General features: G+C 62.1%; 12 protein-coding genes. 9 read left to right on the plus strand and 3 right to left on the minus strand.

Annotated features, from left to right (window positions below; genetic code table 11):
• The 9 genes from murD (at position 1) to lpxC (ending at position 10,479) form a co-directional block, all read left to right on the plus strand.
• The gene (gene murD / locus CAG02_RS12575; protein WP_085709350.1) at positions 1-1,347 is read left to right on the plus strand and encodes a UDP-N-acetylmuramoyl-L-alanine--D-glutamate ligase; all 1,347 of its coding nucleotides are present in this window, start codon (positions 1-3) and stop codon (positions 1,345-1,347) included.
• Complete coding sequence (gene ftsW / locus CAG02_RS12580; RefSeq protein WP_085709351.1) at positions 1,344-2,561, plus strand: putative lipid II flippase FtsW; 1,218 nt, start codon at positions 1,344-1,346, stop codon at positions 2,559-2,561. The genes murD and ftsW overlap by 4 nt, the downstream gene beginning before the upstream one ends.
• The gene (murG, locus tag CAG02_RS12585) at positions 2,551-3,621 is read left to right on the plus strand and encodes an undecaprenyldiphospho-muramoylpentapeptide beta-N-acetylglucosaminyltransferase (protein ID WP_085709352.1); all 1,071 of its coding nucleotides are present in this window, start codon (positions 2,551-2,553) and stop codon (positions 3,619-3,621) included. Before ftsW ends, murG begins: the two co-directional genes overlap by 11 nt.
• Complete coding sequence (gene murC / locus CAG02_RS12590; RefSeq protein ID WP_085709353.1) at positions 3,614-5,074, plus strand: UDP-N-acetylmuramate--L-alanine ligase; 1,461 nt, start codon at positions 3,614-3,616, stop codon at positions 5,072-5,074. Before murG ends, murC begins: the two co-directional genes overlap by 8 nt.
• A complete protein-coding gene (locus CAG02_RS12595; protein ID WP_085709354.1) occupies positions 5,071-6,045 on the plus strand; it encodes a D-alanine--D-alanine ligase in 975 nt (324 codons plus the stop codon). Before murC ends, CAG02_RS12595 begins: the two co-directional genes overlap by 4 nt.
• Positions 6,046-6,049: 4 nt before the next feature.
• Complete coding sequence (locus CAG02_RS12600) at positions 6,050-6,916, plus strand: cell division protein FtsQ/DivIB (protein ID WP_085709355.1); 867 nt, start codon at positions 6,050-6,052, stop codon at positions 6,914-6,916.
• A gap of 15 nt (positions 6,917-6,931) precedes the next feature.
• Positions 6,932-8,191: a cell division protein FtsA gene (ftsA, locus tag CAG02_RS12605; protein ID WP_065261511.1), complete on the plus strand. Its 1,260-nt coding sequence runs from the start codon at positions 6,932-6,934 to the stop codon at positions 8,189-8,191.
• 67 nt (positions 8,192-8,258) lie between these two features.
• Positions 8,259-9,455, plus strand: a complete 1,197-nt coding sequence (gene ftsZ / locus CAG02_RS12610) for a cell division protein FtsZ (protein WP_085709356.1) — start codon at positions 8,259-8,261, stop codon at positions 9,453-9,455.
• 112 nt (positions 9,456-9,567) lie between these two features.
• A complete protein-coding gene (gene lpxC, locus CAG02_RS12615; protein ID WP_065261513.1) occupies positions 9,568-10,479 on the plus strand; it encodes a UDP-3-O-acyl-N-acetylglucosamine deacetylase in 912 nt (303 codons plus the stop codon).
• A 61-nt stretch (positions 10,480-10,540) separates the two neighbouring features.
• Here lpxC and CAG02_RS12620 read toward each other — a convergent pair whose 3' ends face one another.
• The 3 genes from CAG02_RS12620 to CAG02_RS12630 form a co-directional block, all read right to left on the minus strand.
• Complete coding sequence (locus tag CAG02_RS12620; RefSeq protein ID WP_085709357.1) at positions 10,541-12,049, minus strand: sensor domain-containing diguanylate cyclase; 1,509 nt, start codon at positions 12,047-12,049, stop codon at positions 10,541-10,543.
• A gap of 112 nt (positions 12,050-12,161) precedes the next feature.
• Positions 12,162-13,484 carry an OprD family porin gene (locus CAG02_RS12625; RefSeq protein WP_085709358.1) on the minus strand — a complete coding sequence of 441 codons (1,323 nt, stop codon included), beginning with the start codon at positions 13,482-13,484 and terminating at the stop codon, positions 12,162-12,164.
• 196 nt (positions 13,485-13,680) lie between these two features.
• Entirely contained in the window at positions 13,681-13,902 is a 222-nt protein-coding gene (locus CAG02_RS12630) for a hypothetical protein (protein WP_085709734.1), read from the minus strand.
• Positions 13,903-13,912: the final 10 nt, after the last annotated feature.

A 13,912-nucleotide genomic window follows, 5' to 3' on the forward strand; every position in this document is an offset into this window, starting at 1 on the left:
GTGTCTCTGATCGCTTCTGACCACTTCCGCATCGTTGTCGGCCTCGGCAAGAGCGGCATGTCCCTGGTTCGCTTCCTGGCGAACCGGGGCGTGGCGTTTGCGGTGGCCGATACGCGGGAAAATCCACCGGAACTGGCCACGCTCCAGCGTGACTATCCGCACGTGGAAGTGCGTTGTGGCGAGCTGGACGTCGAGTTTCTGTGCCGTGCCGACGAGCTCTACGTGAGCCCCGGCCTGGCGCTGGCGACCCCGGCCCTGCAAGCCGCCGCGGCCCGTGGCGTGAAGCTGTCCGGCGACATCGAGCTGTTCGCGCGTAACGCGAAGGCGCCGATCGTGGCCATCAGCGGTTCCAACGCGAAAAGCACCGTCACCACCCTGGTCGGCGAGATGGCGGCTGCGGCCGGCAAGCGCGTGGCGGTCGGCGGCAACCTCGGTACGCCGGCGCTGGATCTGCTCAGCGATGACGTCGAGCTGTACGTGATGGAGCTGTCGAGCTTCCAGCTGGAAACCACCGACCAGCTCAACGCCGAAGTGGCGACCGTGCTCAACATCAGCGAAGACCATATGGATCGCTACAGCGGTCTGCCGGCCTATCACCTGGCCAAGCACCGGATCTTCCGTGGCGCGAAGCAGTTCGTGGTCAACCGTCAGGATGCGTTGACCCGGCCGCTGATGGGCGAGGGCCAGCCATGCTGGACCTTCGGCCTGACCAAGCCCGATTTCAAGGCGTTCGGCCTGCGCGAAGAGAATGGCGAGAAATACCTGGCCTTCGAATTCCAGAACCTGATGCCGGTGCGTGAACTGAAGATTCGCGGCGCCCACAACCAGTCCAACGCCCTGGCGGCGCTGGCACTCGGTCATGCAGTCGGTCTGCCGTTCGACGCCATGCTCGCGGCCCTGCGCAACTTCGCCGGCCTCGAACATCGCTGCCAGTGGGTGCGTGACCTGGACGGCGTCGGTTACTACAACGACTCCAAGGCCACCAACGTTGGTGCCGCACTGGCCGCCATCGAAGGCCTGGGCGCGGACATCAGCGGCAAGGTCGTGCTGATCGCCGGCGGCGACGGCAAGGGTGCCGAGTTCAAGGACCTGCGTGACCCGGCGGCGGCCCATTGCCGTGCCGTGATCCTGATGGGCCGCGATTCCGACAAGATCGGCGAGGCCATCGGCGATGCGGTGCCGCTGATCTGCGCCACCACACTGATCGACGCCGTCGAAAAATGCCGCGCCGCCGCCCAGCCGGGTGACGTGGTGCTGCTGTCGCCGGCCTGCGCCAGTTTCGACATGTTCAAGAATTACGAAGACCGTGGTCACCAGTTCGTCCGCGCCGTGGAGGATCTGGCATGAGCCTGCGAAACATCATCAAGCCGTATCCGTCGCCGATCATCACCGGGCGCGGGATCGACCTCGACTTCCCGATGCTCGCCGGTTGCCTGGCGCTGCTCGGCCTGGGCCTGATCATGATCGCCTCGGCATCGACAGAAGTCGGTGCAGTACAGTCGGGCAGCGCTCTCTACTACATGACCCGTCACCTGATCTACGTGGTGCTGGGCCTGGGCGCGTGCATCGTCACCATGATGATTCCGATCGCCACTTGGCAACGCCTGGGCTGGATGATGCTGATCGGCGCGTTCGGTCTGCTGGTGATGGTGATCGTCCCGGGGATCGGCCGTGAGGTTAACGGTTCGATGCGCTGGATCGGCTTCAGCTTCTTCAACGTGCAACCGTCCGAGATCGCCAAGGTGTTCGTGGTGATTTACCTCGCCGGTTACCTGGTGCGTCGCCAGAAGGAAGTGCGCGAGAGCTGGATGGGCTTCTTCAAGCCGTTCATCGTGCTGCTACCGATGGCCGGTCTGTTGCTGATGGAGCCGGACTTCGGTGCCACCGTCGTAATGATGGGCGCTGCGGCGGCGATGCTGTTTCTGGGCGGGGTCGGACTGTTCCGGTTCTCGCTGATGGTGGTGCTGGCGGTGGCGGCGGTGGTGTTGCTGATCCAGATGCAGCCGTACCGTATGGCACGTCTGACCAACTTTGCCGACCCGTGGGCCGACCAGTTCGGCGCGGGCTATCAATTGTCCCAGGCCTTGATCGCCTTCGGTCGCGGCGAGTGGCTGGGCGTTGGTCTGGGCAACAGCGTGCAGAAGCAATTCTACCTGCCGGAAGCCCACACCGACTTCGTGTTCTCGGTACTGGCCGAAGAGCTGGGCGCTGTCGGCTCGCTGTGCACCGTAGCGCTGTTCGTGTTCGTGTGTATCCGCGGCATGTACATCGGTCTGTGGGCCGAAAAAGCCAAACAGTTTTTTGCCGCTTATGTTGCCTACGGCCTGTCGTTCCTGTGGATCGGTCAGTTCCTGATCAACATCGGCGTGAACGTCGGCCTGCTGCCGACCAAGGGCCTGACCTTGCCGTTCCTCAGTTATGGCGGCAGTTCCCTGGTGATCTGCTGCGCCTGCCTTGGCCTGTTGCTGAGGATCGAGTGGGAGAGCCGGACCCACCTGGGCAGTGAAGAGATGGAATTCCATGAGAGCGACTTCGCCGAGGAGCCGAACCATGGGCGCTAACGTATTGATCATGGCCGGCGGTACCGGCGGCCACGTGTTCCCGGCACTGTCCTGTGCCCGTGAATTCCAGGCGCGGGGCTACACCGTGCACTGGCTCGGCACGCCACGGGGGATCGAGAACGACCTGGTGCCGGCCGCCGGCCTTGAATTGCATCGCATCAACGCCACCGGCCTGCGCGGCAAGGGCAAGCTGTCGCTGCTCAAGGCACCGTTCATGCTGCTGAAATCGGTGTGGCAGGCGCGGGCGATCATTCGCCGCCTGCGTCCGGTGTGCGTGGTCGGTTTTGGTGGTTATGTGACCGGTCCTGGTGGTATCGCCGCCAAACTGGCCGGTGTGCCAGTGATCGTTCACGAGCAGAACGCCGTGGCCGGCACCGCCAATCGGTTGCTGGTGCCGTTCGCCGCCCGGGTGTGTGAAGCGTTCCCCGACACCTTTACCCTGTCGGACAGCCGCCGTACCACCGGCAACCCGGTGCGCAGCGAGCTGTTCCTCGAAACACCGCGTGCGGCACTGGCCGGACGCAAGGCGCGTTTGCTGATCCTGGGTGGAAGCCTGGGCGCAGAACCGTTGAACAAGTTGCTGCCTGAAGCCCTGTCGCAAGTCGCAGCCGACTTGCGCCCGGAAGTGTTTCATCAGGCCGGCAAAAATCACGATGAAGTGACTGCAGAGCGCTACCGCGCCGCCGGCGTGGACGCGCAGGTGCAGCCCTTCATCAAGGACATGGCTCAGGCCTATGGCTGGGCTGACATCGTGGTGTGCCGTGCCGGCGCATTGACCGTCAGCGAGCTGGCCGCCGCCGGTCTGCCGTCGATGCTGGTGCCCTTGCCCCATGCGATCGACGATCACCAGACCCGCAACGCCGATTATCTGGCCCGCGAAGGCGCTGCCTTCCTGATGCCGCAAAGAACGACTGGTGCCGCGGACCTTGCCGCGCGCCTGACAGAGGTCTTGATGCAACCGCAACGACTCGAAGAAATGGCCCGAGCGGCCCGCCGTCTGGCAAAACCCGAAGCCACCCGCAGCGTGGTCGATACCTGTCTGGAGGTGGCCCATGGTTGAGAATCAGAAAGCCATGCCACAACCGGAAATGCGCCGCATCCGTCGCATCCACTTCGTCGGAATCGGCGGCGTGGGCATGTGCGGTATCGCTGAAGTGCTGCTGAACCTGGGTTACGCCGTGTCCGGCTCCGACCTCAAGGCTTCGCCGGTCACCGAGCGCCTGGAATCCTTCGGTGCGCAGATCTTCATCGGCCACCGTGCCGAGAACGCCGCTGCCGCCGACGTGCTGGTGGTTTCGAGCGCCGTGAACACTTCCAACCCGGAAGTCGCGACTGCGCTGGAACGCCGTATTCCGGTGGTGCCGCGTGCCGAGATGCTTGCCGAGCTGATGCGCTACCGCCACGGCATCGCCGTCGCCGGTACTCACGGCAAGACCACCACCACCAGCCTGATCGCTTCGGTGTTCGCCGCCGGTGGCCTGGACCCGACGTTCGTCATCGGTGGCCGTCTGAATGCCGCGGGCACCAATGCCCAGCTCGGCACCAGCCGCTACCTGATCGCCGAGGCCGACGAGAGCGACGCCAGCTTCCTGCACCTGCAACCGCTGGTGGCTGTGGTGACCAACATCGACGCCGACCACATGGCGACCTACGACGGCGACTTCAACAAACTGAAGAAAACCTTCGTCGAGTTCCTGCACAACCTGCCGTTCTACGGTCTGGCGGTAATGTGCCTGGACGATCCGGTGGTGCGTGAGATCCTGCCGCTGGTGAAGCGCCCGACCGTGACCTACGGCTTCAGCGAAGACGCCGACGTGCGCGCCATCAATGTGCGCCAGCAGGGCATGCAGACCTTCTTCACCGTGCTGCGCCCTGATCGCGAGCCGCTGGATGTGTCCGTGAACATGCCGGGCAACCACAACGTGCTCAATTCCCTGGCGACCATCTGCATCGCTACCGACGAAGGCGTCAGCGATGAAGCCATCGTCCAGGGGCTGTCCGGGTTCCAGGGCGTCGGCCGACGCTTCCAGGTCTACGGTGAACTGCCGGTAGACGGCGGCAACGTGATGCTGGTCGACGACTACGGTCACCACCCGACCGAAGTCGCGGCCGTGATCAAGGCCGTGCGCGGTGGCTGGCCTGAGCGCCGTCTGGTGATGGTCTACCAGCCGCACCGCTACAGCCGCACCCGTGACCTGTACGACGACTTCGTCAATGTACTGGCCGACGCCAACGTGCTGCTGCTGATGGAAGTCTATCCGGCCGGCGAAGAGCCGATCCCGGGTGCCGACAGCCGCAAGCTGTGCAACAGCATCCGTCAGCGCGGTCAGCTGGACCCGATCTACATCGAGCGCGGTGTCGACCTGGCGCCGCTGGTCAAACCGCTGCTGCGTGCCGGGGACATTCTGCTGTGCCAGGGCGCCGGTGATATCGGCGGTCTCGCACCGAAACTGTTGAAAAGCGAGTTGTTCGCCGGTGCCGTGGCCGCACCGGTCGAGGGGAAGTTGAAATGACTGCTGCCTACGCCAACCTGTTCTCCACCATTGCCCCGAAAGACTTCGGCCGTGTCGCCGTGCTGTTCGGTGGCCTGAGTGCCGAACGTGAAGTCTCGCTGAAGTCCGGCAACGCCGTGCTCTCTGCGCTGCAAAGCGCCGGTGTGGACGCGTTCGGGATTGATGTCGGCGCCGATATTCTGCAGCGTCTGCTGAGTGAAAAGATCGACCGCGCGTTCATCATCCTCCACGGTCGTGGCGGTGAAGACGGCAGCATGCAGGGCCTGCTCGAAGTGGCCGGCATTCCGTACACCGGCAGCGGCATCCTCGCGTCGGCGCTGGCGATGGACAAACTGCGCACCAAGCAGGTCTGGCACACGCTGGGGATTCCGACGCCGCGTCACGCCGTGCTGCGCAGCGAGGCCGATTGTATTTCCGCAGCGACGGAACTGGGCTTCCCTTTGATCGTCAAACCGGCGCATGAAGGTTCAAGTATCGGGATGGCCAAAGTGAGTTCTGCGTCCGAGTTGATCGACGCATGGAAAGCGGCCAGTACCTACGATTCGCAAGTGTTGGTCGAGCAATGGATCCACGGTCCGGAGTTCACCATCGCCACCCTGCGTGACCAGGTGTTGCCTCCTATCGCCCTGGGTACGCCACACACGTTCTACGACTACGACGCCAAGTACATCGCCAACGATACCCAGTATCGGATTCCGTGCGGGCTCGATGCCGCCAAGGAAAAAGAACTCATGGACCTCACGGCGCGAGCCTGCGAGGCGCTGGGTATCGCCGGTTGGGGCCGGGCGGACGTCATGCAGGACGCCGACGGCAAATTCTGGTTCCTGGAAGTCAACACGGCTCCCGGCATGACCGACCACAGCCTGGTACCGATGGCGGCGAAAGCGGCCGGTCTGGATTTCCAGCAACTGGTCCTGGCCATCCTGGCCGCCAGTGTCGATGCCGATAGCCATAAACAGGCGCGAGGTTAAGACCATGCAAGGCGCACAGCTCAGACATCAGCCACCCGCTCCCGGCCGCAAGCCGGTGCCGCGGGGTGCCAGCCGAATGGTGGCCAAAGAGCCGATGTCCGCGCGCCTGCCGAAAGCCAATTTCGGCTTTCTGAAAAGCCTGTTCTGGCCGGTGCTGCTGGTGGCGCTCGGGTTTGGTACCTACGAAGGTGCGCAGCGTCTGTTGCCATACGCCGACCGGCCGATCACCAAGATCGCCGTGCAAGGCGACCTGAGCTACATCAGTCAGCAGGCGGTGCAGCAGCGAATCGCCCCGTACGTGGCGTCGAGCTTCTTCACCATCGACCTGGCCAGCATGCGCTCGGAACTGGAGCAGATGCCGTGGATCGCCCACGCCGAAGTCCGTCGCGTGTGGCCGGACCAGGTGGTGATCCGCCTCGAAGAGCAACTGCCCGTGGCCCGTTGGGGCGACGAGTCGCTGCTCAACAACCAGGGCCAGGCGTTCACGCCCAAGGAACTGGCGAACTACGAACACCTGCCACAGCTGTTCGGTCCGCAGCGGGCCCAGCAGCAAGTGATGCAGCAATACCAGGTACTGAGCCAGATGCTCCGGCCGCTGGGCTTCTCGATCGCGCGCCTGGAACTGCGTGAACGTGGCAGCTGGTTCCTGACCACCGGTGCCGGCAGTTCCGGCCCCGGCATCGAGTTGCTGCTGGGACGCGGCAACCTGGTGGAAAAGATGCGCCGCTTCATTGCCATCTACGACAAGACGCTTAAAGACCAGATTACGAACATTGCGCGTATCGATCTGCGCTACGCCAACGGCCTCGCTGTTGGCTGGCGGGAACCAGTAGCGCCGACGACAGCCCAACCCGCTGTCGCAAAGAATTAAGAAGAGGCAGGACCCATGGCAAACGTGCAAAGCGGCAAAATGATCGTCGGTCTCGATATCGGCACCTCCAAGGTGGTGGCGCTGGTCGGCGAGGTTGCGGACGACGGCACGCTCGATATCGTCGGGATCGGTACCCATCCGTCCCGCGGCCTGAAGAAAGGCGTGGTGGTGAACATCGAGTCCACCGTGCAATCGATCCAGCGCGCGATCGAAGAAGCCCAGTTGATGGCGGGCTGCCGCATTCACTCGGCGTTCGTCGGCGTGGCGGGCAATCACATCCGCAGCCTGAACTCCCACGGCATCGTGGCGATCCGCGACCGCGAAGTCAGCTCGGCTGACCTGGAGCGCGTACTCGATGCCGCCCAGGCCGTGGCGATCCCGGCTGACCAGCGCGTGCTGCACACCTTGCCGCAGGACTACGTGATCGATAACCAGGAAGGCGTGCGCGAGCCGCTGGGCATGTCCGGCGTGCGTCTGGAAGCCAAGGTCCACGTGGTCACCTGCGCCGTCAACGCCGCACAGAACATTGAAAAATGCGTGCGTCGCTGCGGTCTGGAAATCGACGACATCATTCTCGAGCAACTGGCGTCGGCCTATTCGGTCCTGACCGACGACGAAAAAGAACTGGGCGTGTGCCTGGTCGACATCGGCGGCGGCACTACCGACATCGCGATCTTCACCGAAGGCGCGATCCGTCACACGGCCGTGATCCCGATTGCCGGCGATCAGGTGACCAACGACATCGCCATGGCGTTGCGCACCCCGACCCAGTACGCCGAAGAGATCAAGATCCGCTACGCCTGCGCCCTGGCCAAACTGGCCGGTGCCGGCGAGACCATCAAGGTGCCGAGCGTCGGCGACCGTCCGCCGCGCGAACTGTCCCGTCAGGCCCTGGCCGAAGTGGTCGAGCCACGTTACGACGAGCTGTTCACCCTGATCCAGGCAGAACTGCGTCGCAGCGGCTACGAAGACCTGATCCCGGCCGGCATCGTGCTGACCGGCGGTACATCGAAGATGGAAGGCGCCACCGAACTGGCCGAGGAAATCTTCCACATGCCGGTACGCCTCGGTGTACCGCACGGCGTGAAGGGCCTGGATGACGTGGTGCGCAACCCGATCTATTCCACTGGCGTGGGCTTGTTGATGTACGGCCTGCAGAAGCAGTCCGACGGGATCTCGTTCTCGGGCATCGGCAGCCGCGACAGCTACAGCAACGATGAGCCTCAGGCGCCGTTGCTGGACCGTTTGAAGAAGTGGGTTCAAGGCAACTTCTAAAGCTTTACCGCAACACCGCAACAAAATGCAGTAGGCGAAAAAACTAGAGAATGTAAGGAGAGGGAAAATGTTCGAACTCGTAGACAACATCCCCGCAAGCCCGGTAATCAAAGTTATCGGTGTTGGCGGTGGCGGCGGCAACGCTGTCAACCACATGGTCAAGAGCAACATCGAAGGCGTCGAGTTCATCTGCGCCAACACCGATGCTCAGGCGCTGAAAAACATCGGCGCGCGCACCATCCTGCAACTGGGCACCGGCGTGACCAAAGGCCTGGGCGCCGGCGCCAACCCGGAAGTCGGCCGTCAGGCTGCGCTGGAAGATCGCGAGCGCATCGCTGAAGTGCTGGCCGGCACCAACATGGTGTTCATCACCACCGGCATGGGCGGCGGTACCGGTACCGGTGCAGCGCCGATCATCGCCGAAGTGGCCAAGGAAATGGGCATCCTGACCGTTGCGGTCGTGACCCGTCCGTTCCCGTTCGAAGGCCGCAAGCGTATGCAGATCGCCGACGAAGGCATCCGCATGCTCTCCGAAAGCGTCGACTCGCTGATCACCATTCCCAACGAGAAGCTGCTGACCATCCTCGGTAAAGACGCAAGCCTCCTGTCGGCTTTCGCCAAGGCTGACGATGTACTGGCCGGTGCCGTTCGCGGTATCTCCGACATCATCAAGCGTCCGGGCATGATCAACGTCGACTTCGCCGACGTACGCACCGTAATGAGCGAAATGGGCATGGCGATGATGGGCACTGGCTGCGCCAGCGGTCCGAACCGTGCACGTGAAGCTACCGAAGCGGCCATCCGCAACCCGCTGCTGGAAGACGTGAACCTGCAAGGTGCACGCGGCATCCTGGTGAACATCACTGCCGGTCCTGACCTGTCCCTGGGTGAGTACTCCGACGTGGGTTCGATCATCGAAGCCTTCGCTTCCGAGCACGCAATGGTCAAGGTCGGTACCGTTATCGATCCGGACATGCGCGACGAGCTGCACGTGACCGTGGTTGCCACCGGTCTGGGCGCGAAAATCGAGAAGCCTGTGAAGGTCATCGACAACACCGTTCACACCACCATGGCTTCCGCTCCGGTGCAGCAACAGGCTCCTGCGCGTCAGGAACAACCTGCTGTGAACTACCGTGATCTGGACCGTCCGACCGTCATGCGCAACCAGGCTCAGGCCGGTGCTGCGACTGCTGCGAAGATGAATCCGCAAGATGACCTGGACTACCTGGACATCCCGGCTTTCCTGCGTCGTCAGGCTGATTGATGGAATGTATCAGGGCTATGAAGGTGATTGGTGTTCAGCAAAGGCTCGGTCTGCTATTATCGCCAGCCTTTGTTGATACCAGTTCGCAATTTGCGCTGAAGCGGCCCAAGCCATGATTAAACAACGCACACTGAAAAATATTATCCGTGCCACAGGTGTAGGCCTGCACTCCGGGGAGAAGGTCTACCTGACCCTCAAGCCTGCGCCTGTCGACACTGGCATTGTGTTTTGTCGCGCTGACCTCGACCCTGTGGTGCAGATTCCTGCCCGCGCGGAAAACGTCGGTGAAACCACTATGTCGACGACGCTGATTAACGGCGACGTCAAAGTGGACACGGTAGAGCACTTGCTCTCGGCCATGGCTGGCCTGGGCATCGATAACGCCTACGTCGAGCTCTCCGCGTCCGAAGTCCCGATCATGGACGGTAGCGCAGGACCTTTCGTATTCCTGATTCAATCGGCAGGCCTGGAAGAACAGGACGCCGCCAAGAAATTCATCCGCATCCTGCGTGAAGTGACAGTGGAAGACGGCGACAAGCGCGCCACTTTCGTCCCTTTCGACGGATTCAAGGTGAGCTTCGAGATCGATTTCGATCACCCGGTTTTCCGGGACCGCACCCAAAGTGCAAGCGTGGATTTTTCCAGCACTTCGTTCGTAAAAGAAGTCAGCCGCGCCCGTACTTTCGGTTTCATGAGTGACATCGAGTACCTGCGCAAGCACAACCTCGCACTCGGCGGCAGCGTTGAAAACGCGATCGTGGTCGATGCCGATGGCGTACTGAACGAAGACGGCCTTCGCTATGAAGACGAATTCGTGAAGCACAAGATCCTCGATGCAATTGGCGACCTGTACCTGCTGGGCAACAGCCTGATTGGTGAGTTCAAGGGCTTCAAGTCCGGCCACGCACTGAACAACCAGCTTCTGCGCAAACTGATTGAGCAGAAAGATGCCTGGGAAGTCGTGACGTTCGAAGACGCCAGCACTGCACCGATCTCTTACATGCGCCCGGTTGCGGCAGTGTAAGTAAAAAACCTCTCTAGTTTTTTGAAGGCCACCTTTGGGTGGCCTTTTTTTATGTCTGTGTTCAGGAAGCCAGTACCACCCGGTTCCGGCCACCTTCCTTGGCCTGATACAGCGCCCGGTCCGCCGCGAACAACAGTTGTTCCAGACTGATTTCACTCGCCACCGTCCAGGTGCTGATACCGATGCTTACCGTCATCGGCATTTCATCGCCCTCCATACGCGGCAATTGCTCGACGGCGGCCCGCACATGCTCGGCTATCTGTTGCGCGCCGACGCTGTCGGTTTCGGCCAGGATCACCGAGAATTCTTCACCGCCATAACGCGCCACCAGATCCGCCGGGCGTCGCACATTGGCGGTAATGACCCTGGCCAGTTCACGCAGCGCCTGATCCCCGGCCTGATGGCCGTGCCGGTCGTTGAAGGCCTTGAAGTGATCGGCGTCGATCATGAGCAACGAAAGGGATTTGCCCGAGCGTTGGGCGCGAAACCACTCGTGCCGCAACGACTGATCAAGCATGCGCCGGTTGGCGACACCGGTCAGGGCATCGGTGGCGGCCAGTTGCGCCAGTTCTCGTTCGGCGCGTTGGCGCAGGCGCAGTTCCCGGGCCAGCAGCCAGGTCAGCCACAGCAGACCGAGGCAGAGTACGCCGGTGGCGCCGCTGATCAGAATCGCCGTGCGTTTCCACGCGCCGAACACTTCCTCGCTTGATAGCGCGACGATCACCGTCAACGGCAGGTTGCCGACCTGGGAGTAGGTGTACAGCCGTTGCTGGTGATCCATGCTCGAAATGCTGTTGAAACTGCCATTGCCGCTGCGGTCGCGCAGAATCCGCACCACATTGGGACGGGCGGCGAAACTCTTGCCGATCGAATCACTTTGCAGATAAGGCTTCTGGGCCAGCAGGATGCCGTCGTTGTTGATGATGTTCAGGGTGCTGTCGACACCGATGTCGAGGCTGTTGAACAGCTGGTCGAAGTAATCGAGCTTCATTGACGCCACCGCTACGCCCAGGAATTCGCCGGTGTCCGAGGAAATGCGCCGGCTGAAACTGATGCGCCACTGGTTGGCGTCGTCGCAGTCGCAACGGGGTTTGAACGGGCGGCTGATGAACATGCCGGCGTCGCGGTTGAAGGCGTGGGCGAGGAAGTAGTCGCGGTCGGCGAAATTGCCCGGCAGCGGTTCGACCCGCGAGGAATCGGCGATGACCTCGCCATGCTTGTCGAGCAGCAGAATGTCGCCCTTGAAGCGCGCCGTGGTGGAGCGATCGAACAGCGCCAGGTGGCGGATCTGCGGCGACACGTTTTTCAGGTCGTCACGCTGGGCGGCGGCAATCAGACCTTGCAGGGTCAGGTCGTACAGTTCGACGGTACGCAGTACGTCGGCGTCGATCAGTTGGGCGATGGTGGTGGCGCTGCGAGTCGCCGACTCCTGAGCATTGGCGTGCTCGCGAATCAGCAGAAAAGTGACGATGCACACAATCGCGAACACGCTCAGCAGACTGCCGAGAATCAGCAGCAGCTCGGGACGTCCGGTCTTGCCCGCAGCAGGTGGGGTACGGCTCGCGATCATGGTTGGGTTATCGGTTGAAGAGTCTTATAAGCGTAGTTGTACAAACGTCGCTGCCGCACACGCAAGAAAAAGGCCAGCGCATAAGGCTGGCCTTTCAACTGTAGCGCCGATCTTAGAAGACGTTGATCGGGTAGTCGATGATCACGCGGTATTCATCGGTATCCGTGTCCAGCGCGCCGTAACCGTTGCCGCCACGGTTGGTCGCCCACTGCAGACGTACCGCCAGGTCTTTGGCCTGGCCGCTCTGCACCACGTACTTGAGGTCGATGTCGCGTTCCCAGTGCTTGGCGTTGCGGCCTTCGGCGCTGTACCACGAGGCGTAGCCCTTGCTGTCCGGGTCGACCTTGGTCAGGTCCAGCGTACCTCGCGAGTAGGACACCGCCGAAGTCAGGCCCGGCAGGCCGACGCCTGCGAAGTCATAGGCGTACTTGAGTTTCCACGAGCGCTCGTTCGGGCCGTTGAAGTCCGAGTATTGCTGGGAGTTGTCGAGGTAGATGCTGTCGCCCTGGCTGATGTAGTCGAACGGCGTGTTGCCGTTGACCCGCTGGTACGCGGCGGTGACGCTGTGGCTGCCGATGCCGACGGTGAAATGCAGGCTGTAGGTGTTGTTGTCGATGTTGCCCAGCAGCGCCTCGCCGGTGTCCTGGGTGTGATAGAAGTGCAGGCCCGGGTTGAGGGTCACCAGATCGTTCAGCGCCCAGGTGTAGTCGAGGTCGTAGTAGTACTGGTTCCAGATGTCCTTCAGCTCGGCGGCATACAGGTTGCTGGTCAGGCCTTCGACGCCGCTCCAGGACACACCGGCCCAGTTCAGGTGCTGGCTCTTGTCGCCGTCGGCGAGGGTGCCGTACGAGGTACCAATGCGTTTGTGGCCGCTCTGGTTGTACGGCTTGGTGAAGCTGGCCTGGCCGCCTTCGATCATCCAGCCGTCGAAGCTGTGGTTGGTCACGCTGACGCCACGGAAGGTCTGCGGCAGCATGCGGCTTTCACCGCCGGCGATCACCGGGTTGGTGAGGAACAGGTCACCGGCCTTCAGCTCGGTATCGAACGCACGCATTTTCAGCGTACCGCCTGCGGTGGAGAACGAACCCGGCGCTTTGCCGTTGCCATCGCTGACCGGCAGGATGCTGGAGTTGTCCGTGCCGCCACCGCCGTCGAGTTTCAGCCCGAGCATGGCGTGGGCATCGATGCCGAAACCGACCGTGCCTTCGGTGTAGCCCGACTGGAATTTGCCGAGGAAACCCTGGCCCCACTCGATGTTGTCGTCCGCTTTCTGCAAGCGGTTGCGATTCATGTAGTAGTTGCGGGCGTTGAGGTTGAGGCTCGAGCCTTCGACGAAACCTTCCTTTTCGGCTTCGGCTTCGGCGGCGTGGGCGGTGGGGGCAATCGTTGCGGCGATTGCAATGAACAGCGGGGTAAAGCGGACTGGGTAACGCACTTGCGGTAAAGCTCCTTGGGTCAACTGACACTTCAATGTCTTGAGGTGCGGGATGTTTCTAATTGTAAGAGACGAACCGGACCGCTTTCACACCACAACGAAAAAAGGCCACTGAAAATCAGTGGCCTGGAAGGACGACGGTTGAACGGGAAGAGCCAAACAACCGCGTCGAGGGAAACGTTGCGTGGTGCGTGACTCAGCTGTCTTTCTCGGCTGCCTGAGCCTGGGAAGTTGCGGCCTGAGGGGCTTGCGTGGCGTCTTGAGCCTTGGCCATCACTTCTGCCTGATGCTGTTCGAATGCGTGAGCGCGAGCGGCATTCTGCGCTACGAACGACTGCGATTCTTCAGCCATCGCCATCGGCGACAGGATCAATGAGGACAAAACGAAAGCGCTGGCAATACCCATACTGTTGGACATCTTGAAAACC

It is taken from the genome of Pseudomonas sp. R43(2017) (assembly GCF_002112345.1).
GTDB lineage: Bacteria > Pseudomonadota > Gammaproteobacteria > Pseudomonadales > Pseudomonadaceae > Aquipseudomonas > Aquipseudomonas kribbensis.

Coding starts and splice junctions, on each gene's coding strand:
- CAG02_RS12620 (WP_085709357.1), bottom strand. CDS start 12,049: ATGATCGCGAGCCGTACCCCACCTGCTGCGGGCAAGACCGGACGTCCC.
- murG (WP_085709352.1), top strand. CDS start 2,551: ATGGGCGCTAACGTATTGATCATGGCCGGCGGTACCGGCGGCCACGTG.
- ftsZ (WP_085709356.1), top strand. CDS start 8,259: ATGTTCGAACTCGTAGACAACATCCCCGCAAGCCCGGTAATCAAAGTT.
- CAG02_RS12595 (WP_085709354.1), top strand. CDS start 5,071: ATGACTGCTGCCTACGCCAACCTGTTCTCCACCATTGCCCCGAAAGAC.
- ftsA (WP_065261511.1), top strand. CDS start 6,932: ATGGCAAACGTGCAAAGCGGCAAAATGATCGTCGGTCTCGATATCGGC.
- lpxC (WP_065261513.1), top strand. CDS start 9,568: ATGATTAAACAACGCACACTGAAAAATATTATCCGTGCCACAGGTGTA.
- CAG02_RS12630 (WP_085709734.1), bottom strand. CDS start 13,902: ATGTCCAACAGTATGGGTATTGCCAGCGCTTTCGTTTTGTCCTCATTG.
- murC (WP_085709353.1), top strand. CDS start 3,614: ATGGTTGAGAATCAGAAAGCCATGCCACAACCGGAAATGCGCCGCATC.
- CAG02_RS12600 (WP_085709355.1), top strand. CDS start 6,050: ATGCAAGGCGCACAGCTCAGACATCAGCCACCCGCTCCCGGCCGCAAG.
- ftsW (WP_085709351.1), top strand. CDS start 1,344: ATGAGCCTGCGAAACATCATCAAGCCGTATCCGTCGCCGATCATCACC.